Annotated in this window: 14 protein-coding genes and 2 tRNA genes; 9 read left to right on the top strand and 7 right to left on the bottom strand. The window is 63.3% G+C overall.

Annotated elements, in window-relative coordinates; genetic code table 11:
- Window positions 1–95 precede the first annotated feature (95 nt).
- The 3 genes from fabI to JLC71_RS09670 form a co-directional block, all read right to left on the bottom strand.
- Window positions 96–890 (bottom strand): enoyl-ACP reductase FabI, encoded by a 795-nt coding sequence (fabI, locus tag JLC71_RS09680; RefSeq protein WP_200915225.1) that lies wholly within the window; start codon window positions 888–890, stop codon window positions 96–98.
- Between the two features lie 98 nt (window positions 891–988).
- Entirely contained in the window at window positions 989–2,008 is a 1,020-nt protein-coding gene (gene ygfZ, locus JLC71_RS09675; protein ID WP_200915224.1) for a CAF17-like 4Fe-4S cluster assembly/insertion protein YgfZ, read from the bottom strand.
- 189 nt (window positions 2,009–2,197) lie between these two features.
- Window positions 2,198–3,436: an AsmA family protein gene (locus JLC71_RS09670; protein ID WP_200915223.1), complete on the bottom strand. Its 1,239-nt coding sequence runs from the start codon at window positions 3,434–3,436 to the stop codon at window positions 2,198–2,200.
- 116 nt (window positions 3,437–3,552) lie between these two features.
- Here JLC71_RS09670 and JLC71_RS09665 point away from each other — a divergent pair.
- Both JLC71_RS09665 and JLC71_RS09660 read left to right on the top strand, forming a co-directional pair.
- Window positions 3,553–3,628 (top strand) — tRNA-Asn (locus JLC71_RS09665).
- A 41-nt stretch (window positions 3,629–3,669) separates the two neighbouring features.
- Window positions 3,670–3,745 (top strand) — tRNA-Asn (locus JLC71_RS09660).
- 199 nt (window positions 3,746–3,944) lie between these two features.
- Here JLC71_RS09660 and JLC71_RS09655 read toward each other — a convergent pair.
- The 4 genes from JLC71_RS09655 to tsaE all read right to left on the bottom strand — a co-directional run bounded on the left by JLC71_RS09655 (window position 3,945) and on the right by tsaE (window position 7,032).
- On the bottom strand, window positions 3,945–4,751 hold the full coding sequence (locus JLC71_RS09655) for a MipA/OmpV family protein (RefSeq protein ID WP_200915222.1): 807 nt from the start codon (window positions 4,749–4,751) through the stop codon (window positions 3,945–3,947).
- 22 nt (window positions 4,752–4,773) lie between these two features.
- Window positions 4,774–5,205 carry a tetratricopeptide repeat protein gene (locus JLC71_RS09650; protein ID WP_200915221.1) on the bottom strand — a complete coding sequence of 144 codons (432 nt, stop codon included), beginning with the start codon at window positions 5,203–5,205 and terminating at the stop codon, window positions 4,774–4,776.
- A 73-nt stretch (window positions 5,206–5,278) separates the two neighbouring features.
- Window positions 5,279–6,580 carry an N-acetylmuramoyl-L-alanine amidase gene (locus tag JLC71_RS09645; protein WP_200915220.1) on the bottom strand — a complete coding sequence of 434 codons (1,302 nt, stop codon included), beginning with the start codon at window positions 6,578–6,580 and terminating at the stop codon, window positions 5,279–5,281.
- A complete protein-coding gene (gene tsaE, locus JLC71_RS09640) occupies window positions 6,556–7,032 on the bottom strand; it encodes a tRNA (adenosine(37)-N6)-threonylcarbamoyltransferase complex ATPase subunit type 1 TsaE (protein WP_200915219.1) in 477 nt (158 codons plus the stop codon). Before tsaE ends, JLC71_RS09645 begins: the two co-directional genes overlap by 25 nt.
- Here tsaE and queG point away from each other — a divergent pair.
- The 7 genes from queG (at window position 7,027) to JLC71_RS09605 (ending at window position 12,806) form a co-directional block, all read left to right on the top strand.
- Window positions 7,027–8,103: a tRNA epoxyqueuosine(34) reductase QueG gene (gene queG / locus JLC71_RS09635; RefSeq protein WP_200915218.1), complete on the top strand. Its 1,077-nt coding sequence runs from the start codon at window positions 7,027–7,029 to the stop codon at window positions 8,101–8,103. The two genes, tsaE and queG, sit on opposite strands and share 6 nt — an antisense overlap.
- 79 nt (window positions 8,104–8,182) lie before the next feature.
- Window positions 8,183–8,818, top strand: a complete 636-nt coding sequence (gene pxpB / locus JLC71_RS09630) for a 5-oxoprolinase subunit PxpB (protein ID WP_255517228.1) — start codon at window positions 8,183–8,185, stop codon at window positions 8,816–8,818.
- Window positions 8,815–9,753: a 5-oxoprolinase subunit C family protein gene (locus JLC71_RS09625; RefSeq protein WP_200915216.1), complete on the top strand. Its 939-nt coding sequence runs from the start codon at window positions 8,815–8,817 to the stop codon at window positions 9,751–9,753. Before pxpB ends, JLC71_RS09625 begins: the two co-directional genes overlap by 4 nt.
- Window positions 9,750–10,472 (top strand): 5-oxoprolinase subunit PxpA, encoded by a 723-nt coding sequence (locus JLC71_RS09620; RefSeq protein WP_200915215.1) that lies wholly within the window; start codon window positions 9,750–9,752, stop codon window positions 10,470–10,472. The genes JLC71_RS09625 and JLC71_RS09620 overlap by 4 nt, the downstream gene beginning before the upstream one ends.
- Before the next feature lie 230 nt (window positions 10,473–10,702).
- Window positions 10,703–11,512 carry a glutamate racemase gene (gene murI, locus JLC71_RS09615; protein ID WP_200915214.1) on the top strand — a complete coding sequence of 270 codons (810 nt, stop codon included), beginning with the start codon at window positions 10,703–10,705 and terminating at the stop codon, window positions 11,510–11,512.
- A 189-nt stretch (window positions 11,513–11,701) separates the two neighbouring features.
- On the top strand, window positions 11,702–12,100 hold the full coding sequence (locus JLC71_RS09610; protein WP_200915213.1) for a CidA/LrgA family protein: 399 nt from the start codon (window positions 11,702–11,704) through the stop codon (window positions 12,098–12,100).
- A complete protein-coding gene (locus JLC71_RS09605; RefSeq protein WP_200915212.1) occupies window positions 12,090–12,806 on the top strand; it encodes an LrgB family protein in 717 nt (238 codons plus the stop codon). Before JLC71_RS09610 ends, JLC71_RS09605 begins: the two co-directional genes overlap by 11 nt.
- Window positions 12,807–12,964 lie beyond the last annotated feature (158 nt).

Here is a 12,964-nt window from a genome sequence, read left to right as displayed (position 1 = left end):
AAAGATGGATGGTTCATTGTGCACTGCTGCGAGCGCGGGCTCAAAAGCAAAAATGCCCGGCACGGGCCGGGCATTCTGATTGGCGGGACCGAGGCTTATTCGCCTTTATCGCCCAGTGCGCCAGCGCCGATGCTGAAGCCGGCGTCGACGTGGAGGATTTCACCGGTCATGCCCGATGCCAGCGGCGACAGCAGGAAGGCCGCGACATTGCCGACTTCTTCCTGGGTGATGTTGCGCTTGAGCGGGGTGGCTTCGGCGGCGGCTTTCAAGAGCTTGCCGAAATTGGCGATGCCCGATGCGGCGAGCGTCTTGATCGGGCCGGCGGAGATGCCGTTGCAGCGGATGCCCTTTTCCGGGCCGACGGCCGCGGCAATGTAGCGCACGTTGGCTTCGAGCGAGGCCTTGGCCAGACCCATGACGTTGTAATTCGGGATCGCGCGCTCGGCACCCAGGTAGGAGAGCGTGATCAGGCTGGCGTTCTGGTTCAGCATCGGCCGAGCCGCCTTGGCCAGTGCGGCGAAGCTGTACGAGCTGATGTCGTGGGCGATGTGGAAGTTTTCGCGGGTGACCGCATCCAGGTAATCGCCCTTGAGTGCGTCGCGCGGCGCAAAGCCGATCGAGTGCACCAGGCCATCAAGGCTATCCCAGTGCTTGCCAAGATCGGCAAACAAGGTGGTGATCTGCTCATCGCTGCCAACGTCACAGGCCAGCACCAGATCGGAGTCGAAACGCTTGGCGAGATCGACGACGCGTTGCTTCAGATCCTCGGACACATAGGTAAAAGCCAGCTCGGCGCCTTCGCGCTTGCATGCCTGGGCGATGCCATAGGCAATAGAACGGTCGGACAGCAGCCCGGTAATCAGAATTTTTTTGCCGGCGAGAAAGCCCATGCGTGTGATCCCCTACGATATCTTTTCTAATGATTCGCGCGATTATAAACGAAACCGCCCGCGGCTGGCGCCGCAGGCGGTATTGGATAGGTGCAGTTTTAGTCGAGCGCGTACGGCAATTCAAGCCGGTTCAGCGCCGGGCCATCGGCGTTGCCCAGATGCAGACCGGATTCGAGCGAGGCGATTTGCGCAACGACCAGTAGTTCGCAACCGCCTTGTGGTGCCGGCGCGGCAAGCACGATCTTGCCCGAAGCCTGGCCGTTCATTTCGGCACTGAAGACCTCGTCGCCGGCGTGCGCCGGAGCGTCGACGTGCATGCGGAACATCCGTCGTTTCAGCTTGCCCAGATACTGGGTGCGGGCGACGATTTCCTGGCCCGGATAGCAGCCCTTGGTGAAACTCACCGCGCCGATCAGCTCCATATTGGCCATTTGCGCCACGAAGGCCTCCTGCGTTGCCGCGGTAATCCACGGTGCGCCGGCGCGGATTTCGCTCAAGCGCCACACCGGCTCACCAACCGGGCGGGCGCCCGCGGCGAGCAGATCCTGCCACAGCGCGGCGGCAGCATCGCTGGCGACGACAAGTTCGAATCGCTCGTTCGTCAAGCCGATCACCGTGGCGCGTTCGGTATGCGCAACTGAGAGCGCCGCTGGCGCAGTGCCTGTGACCGCCGCGACCTTGGCGGCCGCGTCGGGGCCGGCAACGCCGAGTACGACGCGATCAATGCTTGCGTCACTGGCCTTGGTTTTGCTGCGCATGACGAACATCGATAACCGCTTCTGGATCGCGGCCTGCAGTTCGGCGGCGATCTGCAGGTAGTAATCGTCGCCAGCGCGAAAGACGAGAAAACTGGCGAGCATTCGGCCTTTGGGGGTCGAGTAGCTCGAGTATTGGGCAGCATCCAATGGCAGCGCGCGCACATCGCTCGACAGCTGACCGTTGAGAAAGGCCGCGGTCTCTTCGCCGCTGAACCGGATCAGCCCGTACTGCGTCAGTGGCGAGACCACCGTTTGGGTCTGCAACGCTGCAAGCTCGTCGGCTGCGTGGCCGAAATCGGTAACAAGGCCGGCGTCATTGCGCCGGGCGCCCAGGGATTCGAGCGTATCGTTCCAGGACATGGGGGAACTCCATCGGGCCGGGATATTGAAAATGTCTGTGTCAAATGGGGGTGAGGGCCGGAATATCCAGTGTCGTCGTCGCGGTATGCCGCTTTGCCGCAGGTTCTGGCGGCAATGGCGCTGAACCATTTGCGTGGGACGTTCAGCCACGCAAATGGTTTCTGCCGGAGCACCACTCCCCGGAAATAATTACTGCGCAGCGGCCTCGGCCGGGATGTCCTCGGCGGTGAGGTTGACGGCCTGTGGTTGCGGGCGGTTGGCGCTGGTGGTGGATAGCGCCGGCGACTTCAGTACGCCACCGGCGGTAATCCGGTTGGCAACGTTGATCGCCGATCCAGACAGGCGGGCGGCAATCACGCCGTGGAGGCGCTGGTCTGGCTGGATCGTCATCTGGCCATGTGCGTTGAATTTGCCGCTGGCCAGATTGGCGTCATTGATCTGCACTTGGCGGCCACGTACGACCAGATGCGCGGCCAGGGTATCAAAGCGGGTCTGGCCGCCACGTGCGTACGTGGTCGGCTGCACGGATTTGAGCGGCGTAATCAGGTCGAAGTTGTGCAGCATGCCGTCGGTCACGCGCAGTTGCGCATCGATACCCGGTTGCTCGAACAATTGGCGATAGTTGCTGGCCTTGTACGCGAAATTGGATTCGCCCGAGAGCCGTCCGGACACATGAGTCACTTCGCTGAAGACCTGGCTGAAAGGCTCGGCCTGAATGCCGTTGGTGCGCAAGGTGCCAGCCAGGGTCCAGCTGTCGCTCTGCCAGCCAAGCTTTGCCCGGCCGGTGACGATGCCGCCATAAAGATCGCCGCGAATGTCTTCGATATCGACACCATCCGGCCCGGCAAGACCTTTGAGCAGCAGGCGATCAAAGCGGACCGGATGACCAAAGGGCAGCGTGTAGCCGCTGGCGGTCAGGGTGACGGCAAACTGCTCGCCCTTGGGCTGAACGTGGAAATCGAGACGCCCGCTTTCGTCGCCGGCCTGTAATTCAGCCAGCTGACCGTCGCTGCCAAAACGTAGCGTGGCGTCGATCGGTCCGAGGCTGCCATTGCCAAGCGGCATGCTCGATTGCTTTAGCTCGATCTGCGTCAGCCGCGGTTGATCGGCTTCCGGCCGCAATTTTTCTGGTAGCTGCATTGCAAAACGCGGGCTGAACTGGCCGTTTTCGATCACCACGCCACGAATTTCACGCCCCCAGTGCAGCAGGTTGTGAAAGGAGATGGGGACGCTGATTTTGTCGATTTTGACCGTGGCCGGGTCGCGGATGACAACGTCACGCATCACCAGCGCGGGGCGGGGTGCGTATTCGATACCACTACTGCCGATTTGCACTGGGTCGTGCAGGCGCTTTTCCAGTCGGGAGACCAGGCGGTCGCGGTAAAGCGAGTCGGGAATGACGAGCGGAAGTACGCCGATCAGGAGCAAAATTAAAGCAATTAAAATCAGGAGCTTCCGCGAATTTTGCATGATCTCGTCAGGTTTTATTGTGGGAATGTGTTGACAAATTGCGGGTCGTTTCCTATTATACGCATCTCTTCTGTTCCCTGATAGCTCAGTCGGTAGAGCAACGGACTGTTAATCCGTGTGTCCCTGGTTCGAGCCCAGGTCGGGGAGCCAACCGAATACCGAAGTCCCAGTCACAGGCTGGGATTTTCTTTTCCCTGATAGCTCAGTCGGTAGAGCAACGGACTGTTAATCCGTGTGTCCCTGGTTCGAGCCCAGGTCGGGGAGCCAAATACAAAAAACCCCGGTCAGCGATGGCCGGGGTTTTTTGCGTTGATTGCTGGAGAGCGCCTATCCCAGTCGGTGATCGAGCCAATGCAGTTTGTTCTCGCCCGAAGCGGAGGAACCGGAATGGACATAAAGTCCATGAGGATTCCGAGCACCGGACGAGGGCAAAATGCGAAGGCACGGTCGCCTAATGGGGTAGGCGTTACCAGATGTAGCCGATGCCGGCGCCATAGGTCAGCTGGTTGCGATCGCCGCGCTCCCGGACGAAGGAGCTGTCGGCCGCGTCGCCCATCAGTCGCTGCATGAAGACGCCGGCGCCACCCCACCAGTGCCCCGAGATCTGCCCGATCGCACCCAGCCAGCCGATCACCTGCTGGTTGCCGCCGTCGGCGTGGAACGGCGTCAGCCCCGATGCCGCAGCGTCGGCGTCGGTGACCCCGTAATAGGTGTTCACATAGCTCTGGCTGGCCCAGGTTGCGCCGACGCCGCTGCCGATGAAGAAGCGCTGCGACAGCGGTACCCACAGCGTTGCGCCGACATTGAGCCGGGCGCCATCGTAGACTTGGCCGGCATTGGTCATCACATTGGCGTTGACGCGGAAGCGGTACGGAATGCCGTGCAGATTGTCGTACTCGTAACCGACGAAGCCGCCGAATTCGACCGTGGTGTCGATATCGTGCAGCTTGTTGATCACGTCGTCGTTGACGTCGCTGCGGCCCATTTTCAGGTTGATCGCCGGCCCCCACTGGAAGCCGGTCAGTCCGCTGAAGTTGTACTGGGCGTATGGGCCATACCATTCGAACAGCCGACCCGATTCGGTGACGTAACGCACGCCCGGCACCAGCCCGACCATCGTGTCCTTGCAGCCGGAGCACTCGGTTGTCACGCCCACCGCCAGCCCGGCAAGGTTGGGCATCTGCATCGACGGCAGATCGATGGCGTGTGCGCTGCCAGCGGCAAGCAGCAGGGTCAGGCCGGCCAGCGGCGCGGTCAGTTTGGAAAAAGGCATGCAGGCTCCGGCAAGGCCGTGATCAGTTGTGGTTCGGGACGCGGGATTGCAGGAAGGCGAGGTACTTGGGGTCTTCGTCTTCGAAAATGCTGTCGTCACCGTGGCCACGGATGCGCTGCAGCGATTCGGCCGCCAGATCCAGTTCGCCGGTCTCGAACAGCGACTGCCCCAGGCGCAGATGCACGAAGGGGTTGCCCATGCCGGACGGGGTGAACGATGCCGCGGTCAGGGTTTCGACCGCTTTCGCGAATTCGCCGGCGGCGAACTGGGTGTCGCCGATCGCGATCAGCAGGCTGGTGCCGATTTCCCATTCTTCTTTCGGTGCCGGCACCAGTGCGTAGCCCGCCTTGTACTTGGCGATCGCGGCCTTGTAGTCACCGGCCTCGTACAGCGTGTCGCCGGCGTTGGCCAGGGCTTCGATCTCGTCGAACAGTTTGGCGGGTAGGGCGGGCATGCTGGGGTTCCTGATAGGGCGGTGGTCGGTGATTCTACGATGAAAAACCGGGCTTTCGGCCCGGTATGGTGCTTTACCCCTGTGCGAGTTTGGTTCGCGACAGCGGCGGGTTCTTGGCGAAGTAGGTCTTGATGCCGTTGACGATGCTCTGGGCCATTTTCTGCTGGTAGCCCTCGTCGATCAGTTTCTGCTCTTCGGCCGGGTTCGAGATGAACGCGGTTTCGATCAGGATGGACGGAATATCCGGTGCCTTCAGCACGGCAAAACCGGCCTGCTCGACGCTGCCCTTGTGCAGGCGGTTGATCTGTTTGAGCTGGCCCAGCATGGCGTTGCCGAATTTCATGCTGTCGTTCAGCGTGGCGGTCTGGGTCAGGTCCATCAGCGTCTTGGCCAGATGCACGTCCTTGACGTTGGCGATCTTGACCCCGCCGATCAGGTCGGCGTCGTTCTGCGTTTGTGCCAGCCACTTGGCCGCGGTGCTGGTCGCGCCGCGGTCGGACAGCACGAACACCGACGAGCCGTTGGCATCGGGCTTGATAAAGGCGTCGGCGTGGATCGACATGAACAGGTCGGCCTGCACCGCACGGGCTTTTTTCACCCGCACGCCGAGCGGCACGAAGAAGTCGCCGTCGCGGGTCAGTACCACGCGCATGTTCGGCTCGGCTTCGAGCAATGCCTTGACCTTTTTAGCGATGGCCAGCACCACGGTTTTTTCGTGATTGCCTTGCGGGCCGATTGCGCCCGGATCTTCGCCGCCGTGGCCCGGGTCGAGCACCACGGTGACCAGCCGGTCGATTTTCAGATCCTTGCGGTCGACGGTCTTGGACGGCTGCTCGACCGTTTTGGGTGCTTCGGGCTGTTTGGCGGCGGGCGTCGGTGGCGAGGTCTGATCGTCGAGGAAGGCCAGCAGCGGGTCGTTCTGCACCGACGGATACAGATCGATCACCAGCCGGTGCTGGTATTCGCCGACCGGCGCCAGCGTGAACACCTGCGGTTTGACGTCAGTCTTGAGGTCGAGCACCAGCCGCACCGTGCCGGGTTTGTTACGCGCGGCGCGCAGCTGCTGGATATACGGATCGTCGGCGTTGACCTTGCCGGCCAGCGTTTGCAATTCGCCGTTCAGGTCGATGCCATCGAGGTCGACGACCAGGCGCTCGGGGTTCTTCAGCGAAAACTGATGGAAGGTCAGCGGGGTGGTCGATTCGATGGTGATCCGCGTATACGCTTGCGCCGGCCACACGCGCACGGCGACCACGCGTGCGTCGGTGGCGGCAAAGCCCTTGGGGATCACCGACAGCAATAGGGTCGTGACCGCCGCGCGCAGGAGGGTGCGGCGGTTCGGGTCGAGGTTCAGAGGGCGAGTCGGGCCAGGCATTGCGTTCCGGTTTGGGTCAGTGCGGTCAGGGTCAGGCGACGACCTTCGGCCTCCGGAGCGAGCTGGATCAACCAGTCCGGCGCCGGCAGCAGGCTTTCGGCCTTGTCGGCCCATTCGATCAGGCAGACGCTTTCGCGGTTGAAGTAATCGCGAAAGCCGGCGTCTTCCCATTCGGAAGGGTCGCTAAATCGATATAAATCAAAGTGATACAAGTATAAGTTTGAAAGCGTATAAGGTTCAACTAGCGTATAGGTCGGACTTTTCACCCGGCCAGCAAAACCGAGGCCGCGCAGTATGCCGCGCGTCAGCGTGGTTTTGCCGGCGCCAAGGTCGCCTTCGAGAAACACCACCATCCCCGGCGCCAGCGCGGCGGCGAGCAATCCGCCGGTCGCAAGCGTATCGGCCTCGTCGGCGAGGAAGCGCGTGATGGCGGTATCATTGGCGTTATGCATACGGGTCTCGACGTTCAGGAATTAGCCACTTCGATCAAGGAGTGGGGGCAGGCGCTCGGCTTTGCCAAGGTTGCCATCACCGGCACCGATCTCTCGCACGCTGAAGCGGGCCTGCAAGCGTGGCTGGACGCCGGTTTTCACGGCGAGATGGATTATATGGCACGCCACGGCCTGAAGCGCGCCCGGCCTGCCGAACTCGTGCCCGGCACTAAAACCATTGTCAGCGTGTTCCTGCCTTACCGGCCGCCCGGCGTATCGAGCAGCGAGGCGGTTTTGGCCGACGGTGAAAAGGCGCACATCTCGCGCTACGCCTTGGGCCGCGATTATCACAAGGTGCTGCGCAATCGGTTGCAGAAGCTCGCCGACCGGATCGGCGAGGCGATCGGCCCGTTCGGCCACCGGGTATTCGTCGATTCGGCGCCGGTGCTCGAAGTCGAGCTGGCGACGCAGGCGGGGCTCGGCTGGCGCGGCAAGCATACGCTGCTGATCAACCGCGATTACGGTTCGTACTTCTTCCTGGGCGAGCTGTTCACCGACCTCGAACTGCCGCTTGATCCGCCCGAGGAGAACGAGCATTGCGGCCGCTGCACCAAGTGCCTGGTGGCCTGTCCGACCCAGGCGATCGTCGCGCCGTACAAGGTCGATGCGCGCCGGTGCATCTCCTACCTGACCATCGAGCTGCATGGCGCGATTCCGGAGGAGTTCCGCCCCATGATCGGCAACCGCGTTTACGGTTGCGATGATTGCCAGTTGTGCTGTCCGTGGAACCGTTTTGCCGTCGACACCAAGGAGACGGACTTCCACGTTCGCCATGGTCTGGATAACGTCGAGCTGGTGACACTGTTTGCGTGGTCCGAGGACGACTTCAAGGAAAAGCTCGCCGGCAGCCCGATTTACCGTATCGGTTACGCGCGCTGGTTGCGCAATCTGGCGATCGGTCTGGGCAATGCGCCATCGACCCCGGCGGTGCTCGCCGCGCTGGCGGCGCGTGCCCATGATGACGATGCGGTGGTGCGCGAGCACGTTGAATGGGCGCTGGCGCGCCACGCGGCAACGCAAAATACGCCATGATGTAGCTATCCTCCCGCCTGTGCCCGCCATGCCCGATTCGCCGCTGTCCTCGCCCATGCATCCCCCGAATTCTTCCGTCATGATCCAGTCCTTCGGCGAAGCCGCGCTGGTGCTCAGCGTCGGCACGAGCCTGGCGATGCAGCGGCGTCTCTGGGCAGCGTGGCATATCCTGCATGCGCGCGAACCGTCGGTTGAATGGGTGCTCGGTATGGGGAATCTCAGCGGTTTTTTCGACCCGCTGGTGGTGAGTGCGGCGCGGATTGAATCCGCGCTCGAGGCCGCGTGGCTGGCCAGTGACGGCGTCGAGAGCGAGCCCGGCAAGCGGGTCGAGATCCCGGTCGTCTATGGCGGCGAGGACGGGCCCGATCTGGCTCACGTGGCCGAGCAGGCCGGTTTGAGCTGCGATGAGGTGATTGACCGGCATGCTGGCGGCGACTACGTGGTTTACTGCCTCGGTTTTCTGCCCGGTTTTGCCTATTTGGGCGGGCTCGATCCGGCGCTGGCCTGCCCGCGTCGTGCAACGCCGCGCTTGTCGGTGCCTGCTGGCGCGGTGGCGATTGGCGGGGCGCAAACGGCGGTGTACCCGTTGGCGTCGCCGGGGGGCTGGCAGCTGATCGGCCAGACCGACGCGCTGCTGTTCGATCCCTACCGCGAAACGCCAGGCTTGCTCGCCCCCGGCGATAGTGTTGTGTTTGTACCGCGGGGCCGTCGATGACGCTGACCATCCTCAAGCCCGGGCCGTTGACGACGGTGCAGGATCTGGGGCGCGACGGTTACGCCGCGTTCGGCGTGCCGCGCGGCGGTGGCTGCGATGCGCTGTCGCTGCGCTTGGCCAATCTCGTCGCCGGCAACGACGAGGGGGCCGCGGCGCTGGAGGTGACGCTCGGTGGTCTGAAGTTGCGTTTCGACGACGCCACGACCTTCGTCTACACCGGCGCCGCCATGAACGTGACGCTCGACGGCGTGCTGCTGAGCCCGGCGCATCGCTATGCGGCGGGCGCGGGTGCGGTACTGCGTTTTGCCTACGCCGAACGCGGTGCACGCGCCTATCTGGCGCTGGCCGGCGGTATTGCGGTGGCGCCGGTTCTGGGCAGTCGTTCGACCGGTCTGCTGGCCGGCATGGGCGGTTTTTTTGGGCGGGCGCTGCGCAGTGGCGATACGCTCGACTGCCTGCCTGCCGAACCGCGTGCACCGGGGGTCGCGGTGGCGCAGCTCGAGCGTGGCGAGCATTTGCGCGTACTGCCGGGGCCGGACTGGCCGTTGCTCGACCACGCGGCGCAGCGCCAGTTGCTGGCGACGCCGTGGCAAGTCAGCCCGGCGAGCAATCGGATGGGAATGCGGCTGGCCGGCAGCGTGGTGGAGATCGGTGCTGCGCCGTCGCTCGATTCGCACGCCGTGATGCCCGGCTGCGTGCAACTGCCCGAGTCGGGCCAACCGATCGTGCTGCTCGCCGACGCACAAACGACCGGTGGTTATTTGCGGGCGCTGGTGGTGATTCGGGCCGATCTGTGGCGGGCCGGGCAATTCAAGCCCGGCGACACGCTGCGTTTTGCCGAAGTCGATACCGCCGCGGCACTGGCCGCGCTGGATGCTCAACAACACTGGCTGGTGCGGATACGCCGTGCGCTGAGCTGGTGGGGGACAACATGAAATACCTCGAACTCAATGCCGATCTGGGCGAAGGCTTCGAATTCGATGCGGCGCTGATGCCGCTGATCGACGAAGCCAATATCGCCTGCGGTGGCCATGCCGGCGACGTCGATTCGATGCGTGCCACGGTGGTGCTGGCGCGTGCGCACGGCGTGCGTATCGGCGCGCACCCGAGCTATCCGGATCGTGAACATTTCGGACGGATTTCGCTGCCTATGCCCGAACCCAAACTCGTCGCCAGCCTGACCGCGCAGCTGTGGGCGCTGAAGGCCGTGTGCATCGAGGCCGGCGTGTCGGTCAGTTACGTGAAGCCGCACGGGGCGCTGTATCACGATGTCGCGCACAACCCCGCGCTTGCGGCGCTGCTGGCGCAATCCATTTACGAAATCGACCCGTCGCTGGCGCTGATGGGCCTGGCCGGCAGCGAGCTGGTCAAGGCGGGCGAGGCGGTGGGATTGACGGTGATCCGCGAGGCCTTCGCCGATCGCGCCTATCTTGAAGACGGCAGCCTGCTGCCGCGTACCGAGGCGGGCGCGGTACTCGACGATATCGCGGCCATCGCCCAGGTCGAAAGCCTGTGGCGCAATGGCGGCGTGTATGCGCAGGGTGGTGGCTGGTTGCCGCTGGCCGCAGATTCGGTGTGCATCCACGGTGACAACGCCCATGCGCTCAAGTTTGCGCAGACGGTACGCAAGCGTTTCCCGCGCCGGGTGCTCTGACGCTGATCGGTGCACATGGCGGGCCGGGCCGCTGTGCGAACAATGAAGCTCGCCGTTGCCGGAAAGGCGCGCCGGTATGGCAACACATCCTTCCTTGGCCTTGGCTGGCTATGTGATCGCCAACGGCGTGATCGGTGTATCCCCTGCGCCAAGGCCTGCCGGTTTTGGTTCTTGTTCCGCTGTCGAGCCGCTTCCCGCCGGCGTAGAATGCCCGCTTTCGGGGAACAAATATGCAGAACGCGCTTCCATCGCACGCCATCGGCGTGTTCGATTCCGGGGTCGGCGGGCTGACCGTGGTCCGCGCGCTGATGGACCGGCTGCCTTTCGAGAACATCATCTATTTCGGTGATACCGCCCGCGTGCCTTATGGCGTGAAGTCGGTCGCCACCATCGAGCACTTCACCCAGCAGATCGCCGACTTCCTGCGCGAGCAGAACGTCAAGATGCTGATCATCGCCTGCAATACCATGGCCGCCGTCGCCGCCGACAAGGTGCGCGAGGCGTCGCCGGTGCCGGTGCTCGACGTCATCGAAGCCGGCGCGCGTGAAGCTGCGCTGCGGACCAAATCGGGCGGCATCGGCGTCATCGGTACGCCGACGACGATCAACTCCAATGCCTATGCTCGCGCCATCCACACGCTGGAGCCCGGCTACCGCGTCTATTCGCAGGCGTGTCCGCTGTTCGTGCCGCTGGTCGAAGAGGGCTGGATCGATCATCCGGTGACGCGGCTCGTGGCGCAGGAATACCTGCGGCCGGTGTTCGTCGAAAGCATCGACACCCTGGTGCTCGGCTGTACCCATTACCCGCTGCTCAAGCCGATGCTGCTCGACGTCACCGGCAGCCGGATGCAGCTGGTTGATTCGGCGCTATCGATCGCCGAGCAGGCCGCGACCTTGCTGGCCGAGCAGGGGCTGGCCAACCCGAACCGCGAACGACCCGACTATCGTTACTATGTGACCGACGTGCCGGTGAAGTTCCAGACCATCGGCGAACGGTTCCTCGGCCGCAGTCTTGGTCAGGTGCAACTGGTCAGCTTGTAACCAACCGCATCAGGCGGCTGCGCCTGCGCATCTCGCGTCCGTACGATGCTCCGACACCCCGCAAGGGGGCTACCTAAGGGTCGTCCTCATGGCCCACACGGCCACTCCGGTGTCTACGCTTCGGTCGAACGCGACCTGCTTTGGCTCGCTCGCCTGCTACGATCGGTTGCTGGAATGAATGGAGTGGCAATGATGCTGTACGGATTCTGCGTGCTGGTGCTGTTCCAGCTGATCGGCGAGGCCGCGTCGACCTTGCTGCATCTGCCGTTGCCGGGCCCGGTGCTCGGCATGTTGCTGCTGGCGGTATGGAGTGTCTGGCATCGTGGTGTCGATCCACGTCTGGCGCAGGTGGCGCAGGGCATGCTCGGCTATCTGGGTCTGCTGTTCGTGCCGGCCGGCGTCGGCCTGATGACCTTGGGGCCGGTGCTGCGCGATCAGGGGCTGGCAATGCTGCCGGTGCTGGTGCTCTCGCTGGTGATCACCATGGCGGCTACGGCGCTGACGATGCGGGCGATGCTCAATCGCCGCCGCCGCAAGCTGCGCGCCAAGGTGATGTCGCGCCGGGAAGGGAAATCCGATGCAGTTTGATGCCGCCTTTGCCTCGCTCAAGACCGCGCCGCTGTTGTGGCTGCTGGTCACCGGTCTGGCGTATCTGCTGGCCGAAAAGCTGTATCGCCGCAGCGGCCACCAACCGCTTTTGCACCCGGTGCTGGTGGCGATTGCGCTGATCATCGTTGTGCTGCTCGCCGCCCGCATTCCATACCCGGATTACTTCAGCGGCGCACGCTTCTTCCACCTGCTGCTCGGCCCGGCCACGGTGGCGCTGGCGGTGCCGCTGTACGACAACCTGCAACGCGTGCGCTCCTTGCTGGTGCCGCTGGCGGTATCGCTGCTGGTCGGTGGCGTGACCGGCATCGTGTCGGCGCTGCTGCTGGGGCGGCTATTCGGCCTGTCGTGGCCGGTGCAGGTGTCGTTTGCGCCCAAGTCGGTGACCACGCCGATCGCGATGGCGCTGGCTGACAAGCTCGGTGGCCTCGCGCCGCTGACGGCCAACCTCGTCATCATCACCGGCATCCTCGGCGCCATCATCGTCGTACCGCTGATGCGCTGGCTCAAGGTCACCGGCGAAATCGAGCAGGGCCTGGCGCTCGGCGTCGCCGCTCACGGCGTCGGCACCGCGCGCGGCTTTCAGCTCTCGACCACCACCGGCGCGTTCTCGGGGCTGGCGATGGGGTTGAACGGTGTGCTGACGTCGATTGTGTTACCGATCATTCTCGCGTTCTGGCCGCATTGAGGGTCTCGCCGAGGCAATGACTTGGTTGTTATGCTTTAATGTCATTTAAAGTAAGCTTTTAATTGGATTGCAGTTATTAATGTTGTTGTTTTTCATTTGATTTAAGTAAGTGTTTTTGAGGATTTATTTGTTGCCGTGTAAATTATTCTTTCTTTTGA

Source organism: Jeongeupia sp. HS-3 (assembly GCF_015140455.1).
Lineage (GTDB): Bacteria > Pseudomonadota > Gammaproteobacteria > Burkholderiales > Chitinibacteraceae > Jeongeupia.
Note: the sequence above shows the minus strand (reverse complement) of the source record. Positions and strands in the feature narration are given on the sequence as shown.

Excerpts from the sequence above, each read along its gene's own strand:
- murI (WP_200915214.1), top strand. The coding sequence starts at position 10,703 with ATGCAGAACGCGCTTCCATCGCACGCCATCGGCGTGTTCGATTCCGGG.
- JLC71_RS09620 (WP_200915215.1), top strand. The coding sequence starts at position 9,750 with ATGAAATACCTCGAACTCAATGCCGATCTGGGCGAAGGCTTCGAATTC.
- JLC71_RS09650 (WP_200915221.1), bottom strand. The coding sequence starts at position 5,205 with ATGCCCGCCCTACCCGCCAAACTGTTCGACGAGATCGAAGCCCTGGCC.
- fabI (WP_200915225.1), bottom strand. The coding sequence starts at position 890 with ATGGGCTTTCTCGCCGGCAAAAAAATTCTGATTACCGGGCTGCTGTCC.
- pxpB (WP_255517228.1), top strand. The coding sequence starts at position 8,183 with ATGATCCAGTCCTTCGGCGAAGCCGCGCTGGTGCTCAGCGTCGGCACG.
- tsaE (WP_200915219.1), bottom strand. The coding sequence starts at position 7,032 with ATGCATAACGCCAATGATACCGCCATCACGCGCTTCCTCGCCGACGAG.
- queG (WP_200915218.1), top strand. The coding sequence starts at position 7,027 with ATGCATACGGGTCTCGACGTTCAGGAATTAGCCACTTCGATCAAGGAG.
- JLC71_RS09645 (WP_200915220.1), bottom strand. The coding sequence starts at position 6,580 with ATGCCTGGCCCGACTCGCCCTCTGAACCTCGACCCGAACCGCCGCACC.
- JLC71_RS09655 (WP_200915222.1), bottom strand. The coding sequence starts at position 4,751 with ATGCCTTTTTCCAAACTGACCGCGCCGCTGGCCGGCCTGACCCTGCTG.
- JLC71_RS09605 (WP_200915212.1), top strand. The coding sequence starts at position 12,090 with ATGCAGTTTGATGCCGCCTTTGCCTCGCTCAAGACCGCGCCGCTGTTG.
- ygfZ (WP_200915224.1), bottom strand. The coding sequence starts at position 2,008 with ATGTCCTGGAACGATACGCTCGAATCCCTGGGCGCCCGGCGCAATGAC.
- JLC71_RS09610 (WP_200915213.1), top strand. The coding sequence starts at position 11,702 with ATGATGCTGTACGGATTCTGCGTGCTGGTGCTGTTCCAGCTGATCGGC.
- JLC71_RS09625 (WP_200915216.1), top strand. The coding sequence starts at position 8,815 with ATGACGCTGACCATCCTCAAGCCCGGGCCGTTGACGACGGTGCAGGAT.